10 protein-coding genes are annotated in these 15,812 nt (G+C 37.8%); 7 read left to right on the top strand and 3 right to left on the bottom strand.

Going from position 1 to position 15,812, the window contains the following annotated elements; all coding sequences use genetic code 11:
* Positions 1-44: 44 nt before the first annotated feature.
* The gene (locus ACU1LP_RS14940) at positions 45-1,475 is read left to right on the top strand and encodes a rubredoxin (protein WP_445736680.1); all 1,431 of its coding nucleotides are present in this window, start codon (positions 45-47) and stop codon (positions 1,473-1,475) included.
* Positions 1,476-2,070: 595 nt separating this feature from the next.
* On the opposite strand, the gene nhaD is transcribed toward ACU1LP_RS14940, so the two are convergent.
* Together nhaD and pepT are read right to left on the bottom strand one after the other, a co-directional pair.
* Positions 2,071-3,369 (bottom strand): sodium:proton antiporter NhaD, encoded by a 1,299-nt coding sequence (gene nhaD / locus ACU1LP_RS14935; protein WP_445736679.1) that lies wholly within the window; start codon positions 3,367-3,369, stop codon positions 2,071-2,073.
* Positions 3,370-3,500: 131 nt separating this feature from the next.
* Entirely contained in the window at positions 3,501-4,739 is a 1,239-nt protein-coding gene (gene pepT, locus ACU1LP_RS14930) for a peptidase T (RefSeq protein ID WP_445734246.1), read from the bottom strand.
* A gap of 159 nt (positions 4,740-4,898) precedes the next feature.
* Here pepT and ACU1LP_RS14925 point away from each other — a divergent pair, with 159 nt between their 5' ends.
* Complete coding sequence (locus tag ACU1LP_RS14925; protein WP_445734245.1) at positions 4,899-5,933, top strand: quinone-dependent dihydroorotate dehydrogenase; 1,035 nt, start codon at positions 4,899-4,901, stop codon at positions 5,931-5,933.
* A 99-nt stretch (positions 5,934-6,032) separates the two neighbouring features.
* Here ACU1LP_RS14925 and ACU1LP_RS14920 read toward each other — a convergent pair whose 3' ends face one another.
* The gene (locus ACU1LP_RS14920) at positions 6,033-7,952 is read right to left on the bottom strand and encodes a T9SS type A sorting domain-containing protein (RefSeq protein ID WP_445734244.1); all 1,920 of its coding nucleotides are present in this window, start codon (positions 7,950-7,952) and stop codon (positions 6,033-6,035) included.
* Positions 7,953-8,334: 382 nt separating this feature from the next.
* Here ACU1LP_RS14920 and ACU1LP_RS14915 point away from each other — a divergent pair, with 382 nt between their 5' ends.
* The 5 genes from ACU1LP_RS14915 (at position 8,335) to ACU1LP_RS14895 (ending at position 15,676) form a co-directional block, all read left to right on the top strand.
* On the top strand, positions 8,335-9,198 hold the full coding sequence (locus tag ACU1LP_RS14915; protein WP_445734243.1) for a hydroxymethylglutaryl-CoA lyase: 864 nt from the start codon (positions 8,335-8,337) through the stop codon (positions 9,196-9,198).
* Positions 9,199-9,368: 170 nt separating this feature from the next.
* On the top strand, positions 9,369-10,562 hold the full coding sequence (locus tag ACU1LP_RS14910) for a DUF4856 domain-containing protein (RefSeq protein ID WP_445734242.1): 1,194 nt from the start codon (positions 9,369-9,371) through the stop codon (positions 10,560-10,562).
* A 73-nt stretch (positions 10,563-10,635) separates the two neighbouring features.
* A complete protein-coding gene (locus tag ACU1LP_RS14905) occupies positions 10,636-11,739 on the top strand; it encodes an imelysin family protein (protein WP_445736678.1) in 1,104 nt (367 codons plus the stop codon).
* 168 nt (positions 11,740-11,907) lie between these two features.
* Complete coding sequence (locus ACU1LP_RS14900; RefSeq protein WP_445732687.1) at positions 11,908-13,272, top strand: HTTM domain-containing protein; 1,365 nt, start codon at positions 11,908-11,910, stop codon at positions 13,270-13,272.
* Positions 13,253-15,676 (top strand): TonB-dependent receptor domain-containing protein, encoded by a 2,424-nt coding sequence (locus ACU1LP_RS14895; RefSeq protein WP_445736677.1) that lies wholly within the window; start codon positions 13,253-13,255, stop codon positions 15,674-15,676. The genes ACU1LP_RS14900 and ACU1LP_RS14895 overlap by 20 nt, the downstream gene beginning before the upstream one ends.
* Positions 15,677-15,812 lie beyond the last annotated feature (136 nt).

The following is a 15,812-nucleotide window of genomic DNA, read 5'->3' as shown; positions in this document are numbered from 1 at the left end:
TTCCTGCAAGGTTTTCAAAACCTTGTAGGTATAAAAAAAGTAAAATGAAAGAATCGTGTAGATTGATAGTGAATGGCGGAGTACTCTCTCCAGGCGAGTTAAAATACATCTGTGAGGCAGCCGAAAGTTTGGGCTTGGATACTATTTCCTTCGGATCTAGGCAAGATATTATTTTTCCTGAAAAAGTGGACAAGGAAAAACTAAAAGCATTTGATAAGCTATTAACGGTATTGCCCAATAAAGTGAGGACTGAAAACATCGTTTCGTCGTATGTTTCGGCGGATATTTTCCCCAATACCTCATGGCTTACCAGCGACCGCTATCTATATGTTTTAGAACAATTTAAGCACGAATTAAAGTTGCGTGTCAATATTACCGACCCCAAACAGCGCTTGGTGCCTTTGTTCACCGGGCATATCAATTTTATAGCTTCGGAACATGAGGATTATTGGTATTTGTACATTAGGCTTCCCGAATGGAAAAAAACAGTCATGTATCCGGCGCTTATTTACAGTTGGGATTTGGATAAGGTGGAACTCGCCATCGAAAATATGTTGCAGGAAGAACCTGAAAACGTCGAAACCATTTTCGAGTTGGCCAGTGATGCCATTGATACCAATAACAGAACCGTCGATAAGCCTTTGGAAGTACCCTTTTATCCATTTCCGTACTATGAAGGCATGAACCGAATAGGCGATAAATATTGGTTGGGCCTTTATTGGCGGAACAATCGCTACGACCTTACTTTTCTAAAAGCCATGTGCGAGCTGTGTGCCGAAAATAAAATAGGCAAAATATCCATCACACCCTGGAAATCCTTTATCGTTAAAGGCATTCCGTTAAAAGCAAAATTACAGTGGGAAAAGTTTTTGGGCAAATTCGGTATCAATGTGCGCCACTCCATGCTCGAACTAAATTGGCACTTGCCGGTGAACGATGCCGATGCATTGAGTCTGAAAAAATACTTGGTGGCCAATTTCGACCAAAACGACATCAGTACCTATGGTTTAACATTCGGCCTTACCAATTATACCAGTAGTGCCTATCATTTTACATCGGTGGTCATCGAAAAAAACAAGCAGTCCGAAGCCTTAAGCGATTTCATTATTCGCGATACCTACAATTTGTTGTACGCTAAAAATTTCGACCCCAATACCCGCGATTACATCATGCATGTACAAGATGTGGACAAGGTGGAATTACCGGGATTGCTAATGGAATTGAGCCAGCTGTACTTCGATCAATTAGGAACCGAACGGGAAGAAACCACAAGCCAAGACATTAAAAAAGAAAACCATGAAGAGCAAGTCTATCAATGCAAAGATTGCCTAACAGTTTACAATGCCATTTACGGCGACATCACCCAAAACATTCCCCCAAACACCCCTTTTGAAAGTCTGCCAACAACATACGAATGTTCCCTTTGCGAAGCACCAAAAAGCAGTTTTGAAAAGAAAACATTTGTAAAAGCTTAGACTTTAAAGGTTTTAATTTTTAGAAGCTATTTCCTGCTATCCGCTATACCTTTTTTGAAGAAAAATCAAAAAAGGGTGCCGCTTCTATCAGGGCTAAAAACAAGAGTTAACGTCATTCCATTAACGACCCCTGGATATGGATTGAAACCTTCGAGATACTTTAAGAATCTTGTAGGTAGGATGTCAAATATTAAGTAGATAAAATTTAAAATTCCGTTTTTTTTATATTCTATAATGAATTTTTAAAATGAGTTCAATAACAGAAAGCCTTATTTTACTATCTCTGTCAGGGTTTTGAACCCTAGTGGAACTAAAATGTCAACAAAAAACAGAACGAACTATTTTTTATGAATTCTGCTTAAGTACATGACAAAAATTCAATTAAGCTCAAATCATAAAAAAAAGCCCTCTCAATAAGTCCTCCCCTTTTTTCAAGGGGAGAGCCTGTACCGAGTTTTCGGTATGCCGACAGGCGGAGGGGTCAAACATGAGATGTTTTTGTCATATTCTAAAGAATTCTGCAATATTTGGCACCTTACCTCGCAGGTCAAGATTCCAGTTTTAGGGAGGTTTGTAGTACCCCCCTTTGCACTCTTTAAATATTCATAACATAATAAGTCAATACTCCAGAAAAATATCCAATAAGAGCTAACCAGCTGATTTTTTTTAAATACCATAAAAAATCAATTTTCAAAATGCCCATAATGGCTACTCCTGCTGCGGAACCTATAATTAAAGCACTTCCGCCCGTACCGGCACAAAATGCCAACAGCTGCCAAAAAGCATGGTCTTGTGGGTATAAAGAAAGGGGATACATGCCCATAGCACCAGCAACCAAAGGCACATTATCTACAATAGATGAAATTAACCCAATAATAATATTGATGATGTATATATTACCAAAAGTATCACTCAATATTTTTGCTAATTGCTCCAAGTGGCCACCCGTTTGTAAGCTTGCCACAGCCAATAGAATCCCTAAAAAGAAGAGCACGCTTGGAGTGTCCACTTTTCGTATTACGCTCGCCACCGATAAGCTGTGACGATGTTCTTCTGTTTTGTTTTTATGGATAATTTCGGTAACGACCCATAAAACTCCCAAACTAAAAAGGATGCCCATAAAGGGTGGAAGCTGGGTCAGGCTTTTAAAAATAGGGACAAACAATAAGCCTGCAATACCTAGCCAAAGAATTAAAGAGGCCTCAAACGGACTCGCTATTTCGGGGTGGTTTGCTTTGTTATCGAGATGGGAACTGCGTACCACTTCCCCTTTTTTTATAAATGATAGTATTAAAAGGGGTATGGTTAAGCAAATAACACTTGGTAGAAACACTTGTTTAACAATATTTAACGCTGTTATTTGTCCGCCAATCCATAACATAATAGTGGTAACATCGCCAATGGGCGACCATGCACCTCCAGCGTTTGCAGCAACTACTACAATACCTCCAAAAAACCAAACGTCTTCTTTGTTTTTCATAAGTTTTTTTAATAGAGCCGCCATCACAATTGTGGTGGTAAGGTTGTCTAAAACAGAGGATAGAAAAAAGGTTATCAATCCAACGATCCATAAAAGTTTTATTCTGTTGGTGGTTTTTATTTTTGAAGTAATGATTTGGAATCCTCCGTGGGTATCGATCAATTCCACAATGGTCATAGCGCCCAAAAGGAAAAATAGAATTTCGGCAATTTCACCTACATGGCGCAAAATGGATTCATCAATAAAATTGGATTCAATGGCAGTTTTAAAAATAGTGTTTTGCCCTAAAACAAGAATGATCCAAGTAATAACCCCGGTAAGAATGGCTGATGCAGCTTTGTCAATTTTAAAAGGATGTTCCAAGGCTATAAAAATATAACCTATAATAAATACGATGGCTAAAAGAATATACATACTTCCGTTTAATTTAACTTAATAAATTTGGTATGTTTTTTACATATAAAAAACGTTAACTAATGTAGTGTATATTTCCTATTAATTTAATTTCAGCATTAAAATATTTGTAGTAGAAACTAAATTTCTTTTTAAGCTGTTTTTGCAGCCAGCTCCGCAATTTTACAAATAACCTCAGTGGCTTTTATCATACTTTCAACAGGAACATATTCATAGCGTCCATGAAAATTATGTCCGCCCGCAAAAATGTTAGGACACGGCAACCCTTTATAGCTTAATTGCGAGCCATCGGTACCACCACGGATGGCTTTAATAATCGGTTCGATACCTAATTGTTTCATGGCTTCTTCAGCAATATCGACAATGTGCATTACGGGTTCTATTTTTTCTTTCATATTATAGTATTGGTCTTTTATTTCAACACTAATTACTTCCCATCCGTATTGTTCGTTCAACTCGTTTGCTAAATTTTCCATCACGGCTTTTCGCGCTTCAAAATGTCCCCGGTCGTGGTCCCGAATGATGTATTGTAAAACCGTTTCTTCAACTTTACCTTTTATGGAAGATAAATGAAAAAAACCTTGATACTCCTCGGTGTGTTCAGGGGTTTCCAGTCTCGGTAAAGAATTTATAAATTCTTGGGCAATGTACATGGAGTTTATCATTTTGCCTTTTGCGTATCCCGGATGCACAATTTTCCCCTTTACTTTTACCACGGCTCCAGCGGCATTAAAATTTTCGTATTCCAATTCTCCAATTTGGCTTCCATCCATGGTGTATGCCCAATCGGCTCCAAATTTTTCGACATCAAACTTATGCGCGCCCCGACCAATTTCTTCATCGGGTGTAAACCCAACGCGTATTTTACCGTGCTTGATTTGGGGGTGGTTGATTAAATATTCCATAGCCGAAACAATTTCGCAAATACCGGCTTTATCATCGGCGCCCAAAAGCGTGGTGCCATCGGTTGTTATAAGCGTTTGGCCTTTGTAAAGGTGTAAATCTTCAAAATAATCGGGCGACAGAACAATATTTTCAGCCTCATTTAAAACAATATCTTTTCCGTCGTAGTGTTCAATAATTTGAGGTCTTACGTTAGCGCCCGTAAAATCTGGCGAGGTGTCAAAATGTGAAATAAATCCAATAGTTGGCACTTCGTGTTCCACATTGCTGGGCAACGTTGCCACAATGTATGCATTATCATCTATGTCAACATCCTGCATGCCGATGGTTTTTAGTTCTTCGGCCAATTTATTTGCCAAATCCCATTGTTTGTGGGTGCTGGGAGTGGTGCTTGAAGTGGGATCAGATTCAGTGTCAATAGTTACGTAACTTACAAAACGTTTGATGATGTGTTCTTTTGAAATCATGTTCCATGGAGTTTTAATGAATCAAAAGTAAGGAATTTATAGGGTTTGATGGTGCAAATCTTTTATTCAATATGAACTTCAAAATGGCACCCATTGATTTTTTTTGCTTTTGAATTGTTCAATTTTTTATTTAGAAGTACTTTTGCATAAATAATACAGATGTACAAACTATTACTTCGCCCGTTATTTTTCTTGTTAGACCCCGAAAAGATCCATCATTTTACATTTTCATTAATAAAAATCACCTCTAAAATTCCAGGATTTGCATGGATTTTTAGAAGTTTATATGTTGTTGAGAACAAACGGTTGGAACGCTATGTATTCGGACTCACATTTAAAAACCCCGTAGGATTGGCGGCTGGTTTTGATAAAAATGCGGTGTTGTACAACGAATTGGCAAACTTCGGATTCGGTTTTATTGAAATAGGCACCGTTACCCCAAAAGCACAAGTGGGAAATCCTAAAACACGGTTGTTTAGATTGAAAGACGACCAAGGGATCATTAACCGCATGGGTTTTAATAACGACGGGTTGGAAGCTGCTATTTCAGAATTAAAAAAGAATACCGGAAAACTTATAATTGGCGGTAATATTGGAAAAAACACCCATACGAAACCGGAAGATTACACTAAGGATTATTTGGCGTGTTTTAATTCATTGCACCCGTATGTGGATTATTTTGTGCTAAATGTAAGTTGCCCCAATGTGGGCAGCCATGCAAAACTGAATGATAAGGCCTATTTAGAGGAATTGATTAACGCTGTGCAAAAAGCAAATAAAACGTTTGAAAAGCAAAAACCAATCCTTTTAAAAATAGCCCCCGATTTAAATGACCACCAATTGGATGAAATAGTGGAACTTGTTGCAACCACCAAATTAGATGGGGTTATAGCGAGCAATACATCAACCGATAGAACGGGCCTAAAAGCATCGAGCGAGCAATTGGAAGCTATTGGAAATGGAGGTTTGAGCGGACAGCCCATTAAGAATAAAAGTACCAGGGTTATTAAATATTTAGCTGATAAAAGCAATAAAACGTTCCCGATAATTGGTGTAGGCGGTATTCATTCCGCCGAAGACGCTTTAGAAAAATTAGATGCAGGCGCCGATTTAGTGCAGATATATACCGGCTTTATTTATGAAGGGCCGAGTTTGATTAAGTCTATTAATAAAGCCATTCTTAAAACAAACTAGCTTAGGGTTTCTTCATGCAAGGTTTTCAAAACCTTGTAGGTCTGATCGTTTTAGTTTTTACCTAGGAGGTTTAAAAACCTTACAGGATTACACAAAACATTATTTAATCAGCTTCTTGGTAACCTTTGAATTGTTACTGCTAATGGTCAGCAAGTACATTCCAGAAACCAGTTTACTAGTATTAATGGGTTCATTGGTTATAATGCCGGACAAACATAGTTGCCCCGCTAAATTAGATATTTCGAAATTTAAGGCCTCATCCCCCTTATTCGATTTAACGTAAAGCAAATCATTTTTTATGGGGTTTGGATAGGCAATAACATCTTTGTCGGTTATCGGGGTTATAATGGTTTTAATAGAAACAGCATCAATAGCAATATCGCCATCCCAACCAGCCCCTCTAATGGCTCTAAAACGAACGTTTATGGTTCGGTTATAATAAGATGATAAATTGATATCCTTGGTTAAAAAAGCATCGCTTTGGTTTTTTTGCTGGTTGCCAATAAGCGCAGGAACCACATCGTTTATATAGCCATCTTCGGTTTTTATATCAACATGTAATTCGCCTATGTTTTTCCCGAACATGTGGTAAGCAAATTCCAGTTCGGAGTTTTCATAATTAATAGTGATACATGGTGAAACAAACTCAGCAACATCGCCAGGTTTTGCACCAGAAGCTTCGGCGTAAATATACGTTCCTAAACCAGTTTTACTCGAACTATCGGTAAGTGGGCCGGTAGTGTCAGAAGGTGTTTTCCCGGAATTTGATAGCCAGTTGTAACCGTTTTGGGTAACATCGGTGGCAGTCCATCCATTATCGCCAACGGTTTTAAAAGTATCAAAATCTTCCTGTAGCCAGTTAGGTTCTGTACCTACTTTAATAAAATCAAAGAACGTTTTTTTGATGGTTTTTTTATCGTTTGATACGGTAAGCGTTACGTCATAAATGCCACTTTCAAAAGTGTGGGTAGGGTTTTGAGTGGTGTAATCAATAATGCCATCACTATCCATATCCCACTGCCATTTAGTAACATTGGTACAATTGCTTTCAAAATTTACGGTTAATGATGATTCACAAGTTTGGTTGGCATCCACAGTAAAATTTGCGTTAAAGGATGGGCACGCTAAATAGTTTTTTGCAACCATATAAAACCCGTGCATCCGCGCCAATTGTTGCGGCGTAAAATGGTTTCTGCACCCTTTTCTGGAATACGACATGATGTTTGTAGCGTCTGGTGTAAAATAGTCGCCATGGGCATCACGTTCAGTCCCTATATATTCACAAAAATTATTCACATTTTTAGTGGTCAGTTTCGGGTCTGCTGGTGTGTCGCAAATACCATCACCATCGGTGTCGCAATTGCTGCCATCAACAAATTCGGTGGTCAATTTAATATTGTCCACGCCGTGGGTGTGTATTAAGGAGAAAAAATGTCCTAGTTCATGCACCAACGACGAATCATTGGTAACGCAGCTATTTTTCATTACAATAGCATCATTTCGCCCTTCATTGTCAGTATATCCACAAATGCTTTCATCCAATCCGTTTTCAATAAAATCGGTAAAATAAATATTGATAAGTCCAGGGACAAAATGCGTTTCTTTTAAACTTTTCTCATCGCCCTTTTTAAAATGGTATAGCGCATCTTCATTAATGTAATTAATGCCATCGCATAAAAAAAACTCCATAAAGGCACCGGCAAAAACGGTGTTCAATTCCGATATAGCATTATTCAGATCGGCATCACAAATGCCTCCAGTACCGTTAGAAGCTCTTATAACATGTGCTTTGATGGGGATGGAATTTATTGTCCTGGTTTTCGAGGTGCTTTTGCTGGAACGCATTTGCATAAAAGTTTCCTCGTATTTTTTTAATTGGGGCTTTATGCTGTTGAAATAATTGAGGGATTCTGAAGATGTAACCGTCCCACAGGATGCTTGCTCATTTTGGGCAGAAATGTGAACAGTAAACGAAAAAAATATCGTAAAGATCAATAACGTAGATTTAAAAATATTCATTTGGGGGAAAACATTTTTTCAAATGTATGCCGAAATACTATTTTTAAACAATAAAAACGTCAAACCGTAAGATTAACCGACTATTTGACAATAAGCTTTTGGGTTGCACCAATGCTGTTTAAATCATTTATTTAGTGGGTACATGCCTTTGCTTATGTTTGTTAAATTCCAATCTATATTCAATGCATTATTTTTACTGGAATTTTTTCATTAAATACACTGAAATATTATAAAGTCCAATGGTGTTTAGACTGCCGTTTTGAAGTTTTGAAAGGGTATCTTACCATTTGGATTGCTTACACAATGGATTTTTTTACTTGTTTTTTTTAGAACATACTTTATAAAAATAATAGTATTTTTATCATCTATTTGAAACAATAACATGCCAAGTCCAATAAAGATTATAGAATGCCCCCGTGATGCCATGCAAGGAATTAAAGACTTTATTCCTACTGAAAAAAAGGTGCAGTACATACAGTCTTTGTTACGGGTAGGTTTTGACACTATAGATTTTGGAAGCTTTGTGTCGCCCAAAGCCATTCCTCAAATGGTGGATACTGCCGAAGTTTTATCGAAATTGGACTTGAGCAATGCAAAAAGTAAACTACTTGCCATAATTGCCAACACACGAGGTGCCCAGGATGCCTGTGAACATGCTGAAATCGATTATTTAGGGTATCCGTTCTCAATTTCTGAAAACTTCCAAATGCGAAATACGCATAAAACCATAGCGGAATCTGTAATAACGCTTTCCGAAATTTTAGAAATAGCCAACAAATCAAATAAAGAAGTAGTGGTTTATATTTCCATGGGTTTTGGAAATCCTTATGGCGACCCGTGGAATGTAGAAATAGTAGGCGAGTGGACCGAGCGATTAAACAATATGGGCGTTAAAATTTTGTCTTTAAGTGATACTGTAGGAAGTTCAGAACCGGAAAGTATTCACTATTTATTTTCAAATTTAATCCCTAAATACCCCAACATTGAATTTGGTGCGCATTTACATACCACACCAACCACTTGGTTTGAAAAAGTTGATGCTGCTTACAAAGCGGGCTGCCATCGTTTTGATGGTGCCATTCAAGGCTTTGGTGGTTGCCCCATGGCTAAAGATGAATTGACAGGCAATATGCCAACGGAAAAGCTGTTATCCTACTTTACTGCACAAAAAAACAACCCCCTAAACGCTCTTGGTTTTGAGAGTGCCCATAATGAGGCTACTAAAATCTTTAAGGTTTATCATTGATTTTTAATTGCATAAATAACTGAAAATTAAAGATTTATTAAACTTTTAAAAAGTTTATTTAAAATTAATCTAAATAAACTTTGCATTTCTCATTTTGTGTTTTATTTTTGTCGAAGAAATAATTCGTTATTTATAACAAGTCTAAATAAAAACAAAAAAAATCAATTAAAATGAGAAAAATAGTATTAAGCCTTTTAGCCGTAACAACCATATTTCAATCCTGTTCTAATGATAACGATAATGATAATAACGTGGAAACTCCTGCTGCTTATGAATTTGCAAGAAACGGAAATTCCACAGTAAATTTTGATGGCCAAACCACACGCATCAAAATGGCGCAAGAGTTGCGTTCAGCATTGCAAGTAAATACCAATACTGCTGCACAACTACAAGGTAAATTCGCGCACGTTCAAGGTGCTGCCGATTTTGTGGATGCCACCTTGAATGCATCCGATAAAAACATACGAAGCAAATTTGCCGCATCAAAAGATTACTTCGCATCGAACACAACCATTTCCATTGGTCTCAAATCACAATTGGATGCCTGGATTTTAGAACAGGCAACTGTAGTGTTCCCAAACTGGAACGTTGCGGCAACAGCAGGTACCGCAGGACAATTACAACAATCGGGAGGTGGTCCCATACGCTATGTTAACGCCAAAGGAGTGCTATTGAACCAGGCCATTGCAAAATCTTTGATTGGAGGCTTAATGTCCGACCAGATAATGAATCACTATTTGAGCACGTCTGTGCTGGATGACGCTTCTAATATCGCCAATAATAACAATAATGTGGTGGAAGACGGCACTAACTTTACCACCATGGAGCACAGTTGGGATGAAGCCTATGGTTATTTATATGGTAACGAGGCCAATCCTGCCATGCCTGTTTTGGGAGCGGATAATTTCTTGAACACCTATTTGGACCAAGTGGACGCAGATGCTGATTTTGCCGGAACAGCAACTGCCATCTACAACGCCTTCAAACTGGGAAGGGCTGCAATTGTTGCCAAGAACTACACGGTTAGGGATGAACAGGCCCAAATAATTCGCGAAAACATCTCGAAAGTGATTGGTGTCCGTGCCGTCGTTTACCTTCAGGAAGGTAAAGCGAGTCTGGCGGAAAACGATATGGCAAAGGCGTTTAATGGTCTGTCAGAGGGCCTCGGGTTCATCAACAGTTTACAGTTCACGAGAAAACCGAACACTAACGAACCCTATTTTACAAATTTGGAAGTAACGGCATTTTTAGCACAACTGATGGCTGGCAATGGTTTTTGGGATGTAACACCTGCAACATTGGATGCGATGTCAGCAACCATTGCGGCACGATTTGGGTTTACAGTGGAAGCCGCGGCCAATTAAAACCAATAATAATACACAATAGCGTTTTCGTTGTGAAGACGCTATTGCTTTGAATACCATTAAAACAAATAACATGATACGAAAAATTGCCATTCTTTTTTCCATTGCGCTCATTGCCGCTTGTAGTGCTTCCGATAATTCATCGGGAAAAGTGCCGGATGGCTTCAACCGTTCGGAATTATTGGTCAACCTTGCCGACAATATCATCATTCCGTCGTTGCAGGATTTTGGACCGAAATTGACCGCGCTCAAAACATCCATTCAAACGTTTGCAACAACGCCAAATCAAACAAATCTGGATGCCGCTCGTACCAATTGGCTAACAGCCTACAAAGCTTGGCAGCATGTGGAAATGTTCAATATTGGAAAGGCGGAAGCGCTTAACCAATATTACTTTTTTATGAACATCTATCCAACAACGGTTTTGGATATTGAAACTGGCGTGAGCAGTGGTAATTACGACTTGAATTCTTCTGCATATCACGATGCACAAGGCTTTCCGGCGTTGGATTATCTGTTATATGGTGTGGCTGCCGATGACGCTTCGATTCTTGCAAAATACACGACCAATGCTAATGCGCAAGGCTATAAAGCCTATATGAATGCGGTTGTCAATCAAATGGATACTTTAACGCAACAAGTGATTACAGATTGGACGACGCTATATCGCGACCAATTTGTAACGAGCACAGAAAATACAGCGACAAGTTCGTTGAATAAAATCGTGAATGATTATATTTTCTATTATGAAAAAAGTCTTCGTGCCAGCAAATTCGGAATTCCGAGTGGTGTGTTTTCAACCACTCCATTACCGGAAAAAGTGGAAGCATTCTATAGAAAAGATGTTTCAAAAGAATTGGCTTTAGAAGCTTTAAAGGCAGTGCAAGATGTATTTAATGGAAAAAAATATAACGGCACGACTACTGGCGAAAGTTTTAAAAGTTATTTGGTTTATTTGGAACGAAACGATTTAGTGACTTTGATCAACTCAAGATTTGATGTGGCGCGCCAAAAAATAGAAGTTTTAAATGGAAGTTTTTATTCTCAAATCAATACAGACAATACCAAAATGACCCAAGCTTATGATGCGCTTCAATTGGCAGTGGTATCATTGAAGGTAGATATGCTTCAAGCTTTTAATATAAGCGTAGATTTTGTTGATGCCGATGGCGATTAATAAAGCATAAAATTAACAGAAAGGTTGTGTTGTAAGCCTTTTTCGTAAAGACCTGTTAGGTTTTTAATTCCGATAGCTATCGGGGCTTACAGGTCTAACACCCAATTATTTAGTTGAAGTTTATAACCTGCAAAGTTTTGAAAACCTTGTAGGTTTAATTTTTAGAAAATCGTGTTCAACATCAAAACATATCTAAGCCAAACTACCCATGCGGCACCTTTGGCTGTATTTCGTATATTTTTTGGTACAATGATGGGTTTAAGTATCATCCGGTTTTGGTACCATGGTTGGATCGCTACATTATACATCAAACCAAAATTCCATTTTTCATATTACGGCTTTGAATTTATAAAACCATTAGGCATTTATACGTATGTACTGTTTGCAATATGTGGGCTTTCCGCTTTGTTTATAGCTTTGGGTTTAAAATATCGATTTGCCATTATTGCCTTCTTTTTAAGTTTTACCTATATCGAATTGATGGATAAAACCACCTATTTAAACCACTATTACTTTATAAGTGTATTGAGCTTTTTATTGATATTTTTACCGGCAAATGCCTTTTTTTCGTTAGATAATGTTCTTAAAAAGAAAAGCTTTGAGTACATCCCAAAATGGACTATAGATAGTATAAAGCTCCTTTTGGGCATCGTTTATTTTTACGCGGGTCTGGCAAAACTTAATAGCGATTGGTTACTTAAAGCGCAACCTTTAAAAATATGGCTGCATTCTAAATACGATTTGCCCTTTATTGGCGAAAACCTCATGCACCAAAACTGGTTTCATTACGCCATGAGTTGGAGCGGTGCTTTGTACGATTTAAGCATTCCGTTTTTATTATTGTATAAGAAGACTCGTTGGTTTGCCTTTATATTAGTGGTTGTTTTTCATGTGTTTACAAGGGTTCTGTTCCCTATTGGCATGTTTCCGTTTATCATGATTGTTTCGGCATTGATCTTTTTTGATGCTGATTTCCATAAAAAAATCATCAATTTTTTAAAGAAGATTCTTCAGCTCAAAAACAAAACAGTTTCCATTTTAAAAGTGGAGACTTATAAGTTCCATTACAGAAAACCAATACTGATTGTTGTTGGTGCATTTTTGTGTATTCAACTGCTTTTTCCATTCAGATATTTACTCTATCCCCACGAATTATTCTGGACCGAAGAAGGTTACCGTTTTTCGTGGCGCGTGATGCTCATGGAAAAAATGGGCTATACAACCTTCAAGATTGTGGATGGCAGCACAGGACAGGGTTTTGTTGTGGATAATTCTGATTTTCTGACTACATTTCAGGAAAAACAAATGAGTTTTCAACCCGATTTTATCTTGGAATACGCTCATTATTTAGGCAATCATTTTATAGCGCAAGGACATAAAAATGTACAGGTTTTTGTGGAGAGTTATGTGGCATTAAACGGCAGATTAAGTGCCCCGTTTATTGACAAAAACGTAAATCTGTACGCCCAAAAAGAATCATTTAAACCAAAACATTGGATTTTACCATTTAAGGATGACATTAAAGGACTTTAAAATTATATTGGCACTCATTTTTAGTGTGTCGGTTTTTGCCCAAAAGACTGTTTCCGGTACGGTTACTTTTTCAGAAAACAGCAAACCCATCGCCAATGTACACGTGTATGATAAAGCTTCTGGATTATTAGCAACCACCGATACTTCGGGCTATTTTCAGTTTCAAACATCTAAAAAAGAAATGACTTTGGTGTTTTTTTCTTTTGAATATAATGTGGAAGAAATTACTGTTCAAACGGAAACCACTTCAACATTAAATATGGTTTTAAAGGATTTAACCCAAAACCTCTCAGAAGTTGAGGTTACCGCCAGAAAACAACGGATTTTTGAATTAAAGCGATTGAAGGATGTGGAGGAAACCGCCATTTATGCCGGTAAAAAAACAGAAGTTATTTTGGTGGAGCAATCCATGGCAAATTTGGCTTCCAACAATGCGCGCCAAATATACAGTCAAGTGGCAGGTTTAAACATTTACCAAAATGACGATGCGGGTTTGCAGCTTAATATCGGTGGTCGTGGATTGGATCCCAACCGAACCGCCAATTTCAACACCCGGCAAAATGGCTACGATATTAGCGCCGATGTTTTGGGCTATCCAGAAAGTTACTACACGCCAGCATCAGAGGGGTTGGAAGAAATCCAAGTCATACGTGGCGCCGCATCGTTGCAATACGGCACCCAATTTGGAGGCTTGATCAATTTTAAAATGAAGTCGCCCAACCCCAATAAACCTTTGGAAATAATCACGAGAAACACGTTGGGGAATTTTGGACTGTACACCAATTTCACCAGTTTAAGTGGCACTAAGAACAAATGGAGTTATTACACTTTTTTCAACTATAAAAAAGGAGATGGGTTTCGGCCAAATTCCGAATTTGAATCTAAAAATGTGTTTGGCCATTTGGGATATCAGTTTACTGAAAAAACCAAGTTAACAGCCGAAGTGACCTACTTAAATTATTTGGCGCAACAGGCTGGTGGGTTAACCGATGCCATGTTTAATGAAAATCCCTATCAAAGTAACCGAGCCCGTAATTGGTTTGAGGTAAATTGGTTGCTTTACAACTTAAAACTGGCCCATAAATTTTCAGAAAAAACCAATTTTACTTTTAATTTTTTTGGATTGAACGCCTCTAGGGATGCTTTGGGTTTCAGAACGAATCGAGTGAATCAATTGGATCCTGGCAATGAACGCGATTTAATAAAAGGCGAGTTTAATAATTTTGGATTGGAGTCTCGATTATTGACAAAATACACCATCTTCAATAAAGATGCGACCTTTTTAATTGGTGCCAAATTTTATAAGGCAGATAACTTCCAGCAACAAGGCCCGGGAAGTGATGGAACAGGACCCGATTTTAATTTTGCAACTACCGAGTTTCCTAACTATCCCAGTCAATCCCAATTTGATTTGCCAAACTTAAACACCTCGGTTTTTGGTGAAAATATTTTTTATGTTTCAGACCAATTTTCGGTAACGCCGGGGTTTCGCTTTGAGTACATAAAAACACAAAGTGATGGGTTTTACAAGCGCATCAATACCGATGCTGCGGGCAATGTTATTTTTGAGGAAACGGTAGAGGAAAACCAAAATTTCGATCGTTCGTTTGTATTGTTAGGTTTGGGTTTGAGTTATAAGCCTAATGTGAATTTTGAAGCGTATGGAAACCTGTCGCAGAATTACCGTTCGGTGACGTTTTCAGATATCAATATTACGAATCCAGCATTTTCAATAAACCCGAATATTACAGATGAGGATGGTTTTACGGCAGATTTAGGCATCAGGGGGAATTTTAAAAACATAGTTTCTTATGATTTAGGTGTCTTTGGTCTGTTTTACAACAACAGAATCGGTTTTGTACAAAAAGGCTCGTCCGATGGTCGTGTAACCAGTGAGCGCGGTAATGTGGGCGATGCCGTTATGTATGGCGTGGAATCGTTGTTCGATTTTAATTTGAAGAAGATTTTTGGTTTAAACAATAATGTAAAACTGAATTATTTCATCAATACCTCCATCATAAATTCCGAATACACTGCTTCTGACCAGGCAGGCATTAAAGGGAATAAGGTAGAATTTGTACCGAATTTAAATTTAAAAACAGGACTTCAAGGAGGCTATAAAAACTTATTGGCAAATATTCAATATAGCTATTTGGGAAGCCAATTTACAGATGCCACAAATTCCAAAGAAGCGACCTTAAGCGGCGTTATTGGCGAAATTCCGGAATATGATATCCTTGACATCTCATTATCATACAGCTACAAAGTATTCAAATTAGAAACAGGAATAAATAATGTACTCAACACCAGTTATTTTACAAGGCGGGCAACCGGTTATCCCGGACCTGGTATTATTCCATCATCACCAAGAAATTGGTATGCAACATTTCAAATTAAATTTTAAATAGAAAGGAACAAATCAATGAAAATAGTTAAGAAAACAGTAGTGGCTTTATTGATAGTTTTAATTTATCTTAAAAATCCACCTGCTTTGCAGGTGGTAATGTTCTGATGGCTATGCCTTATATTTGTACCATGAG

Source organism: Mariniflexile sp. (assembly GCF_052728615.1).
The sequence above is the reverse complement of the archived record's forward strand: the minus strand, read 5'-3'. Positions and strand labels throughout refer to the sequence as shown.

Bases quoted from the DNA above. Each gene is read 5' to 3' on its own strand.
- ACU1LP_RS14895 (WP_445736677.1), top strand. From the start codon at position 13,253: ATGACATTAAAGGACTTTAAAATTATATTGGCACTCATTTTTAGTGTG.
- ACU1LP_RS14915 (WP_445734243.1), top strand. From the start codon at position 8,335: ATGCCAAGTCCAATAAAGATTATAGAATGCCCCCGTGATGCCATGCAA.
- ACU1LP_RS14910 (WP_445734242.1), top strand. From the start codon at position 9,369: ATGAGAAAAATAGTATTAAGCCTTTTAGCCGTAACAACCATATTTCAA.
- pepT (WP_445734246.1), bottom strand. From the start codon at position 4,739: ATGATTTCAAAAGAACACATCATCAAACGTTTTGTAAGTTACGTAACT.
- ACU1LP_RS14925 (WP_445734245.1), top strand. From the start codon at position 4,899: ATGTACAAACTATTACTTCGCCCGTTATTTTTCTTGTTAGACCCCGAA.
- ACU1LP_RS14940 (WP_445736680.1), top strand. From the start codon at position 45: ATGAAAGAATCGTGTAGATTGATAGTGAATGGCGGAGTACTCTCTCCA.
- nhaD (WP_445736679.1), bottom strand. From the start codon at position 3,369: ATGTATATTCTTTTAGCCATCGTATTTATTATAGGTTATATTTTTATA.
- ACU1LP_RS14905 (WP_445736678.1), top strand. From the start codon at position 10,636: ATGATACGAAAAATTGCCATTCTTTTTTCCATTGCGCTCATTGCCGCT.
- ACU1LP_RS14920 (WP_445734244.1), bottom strand. From the start codon at position 7,952: ATGAATATTTTTAAATCTACGTTATTGATCTTTACGATATTTTTTTCG.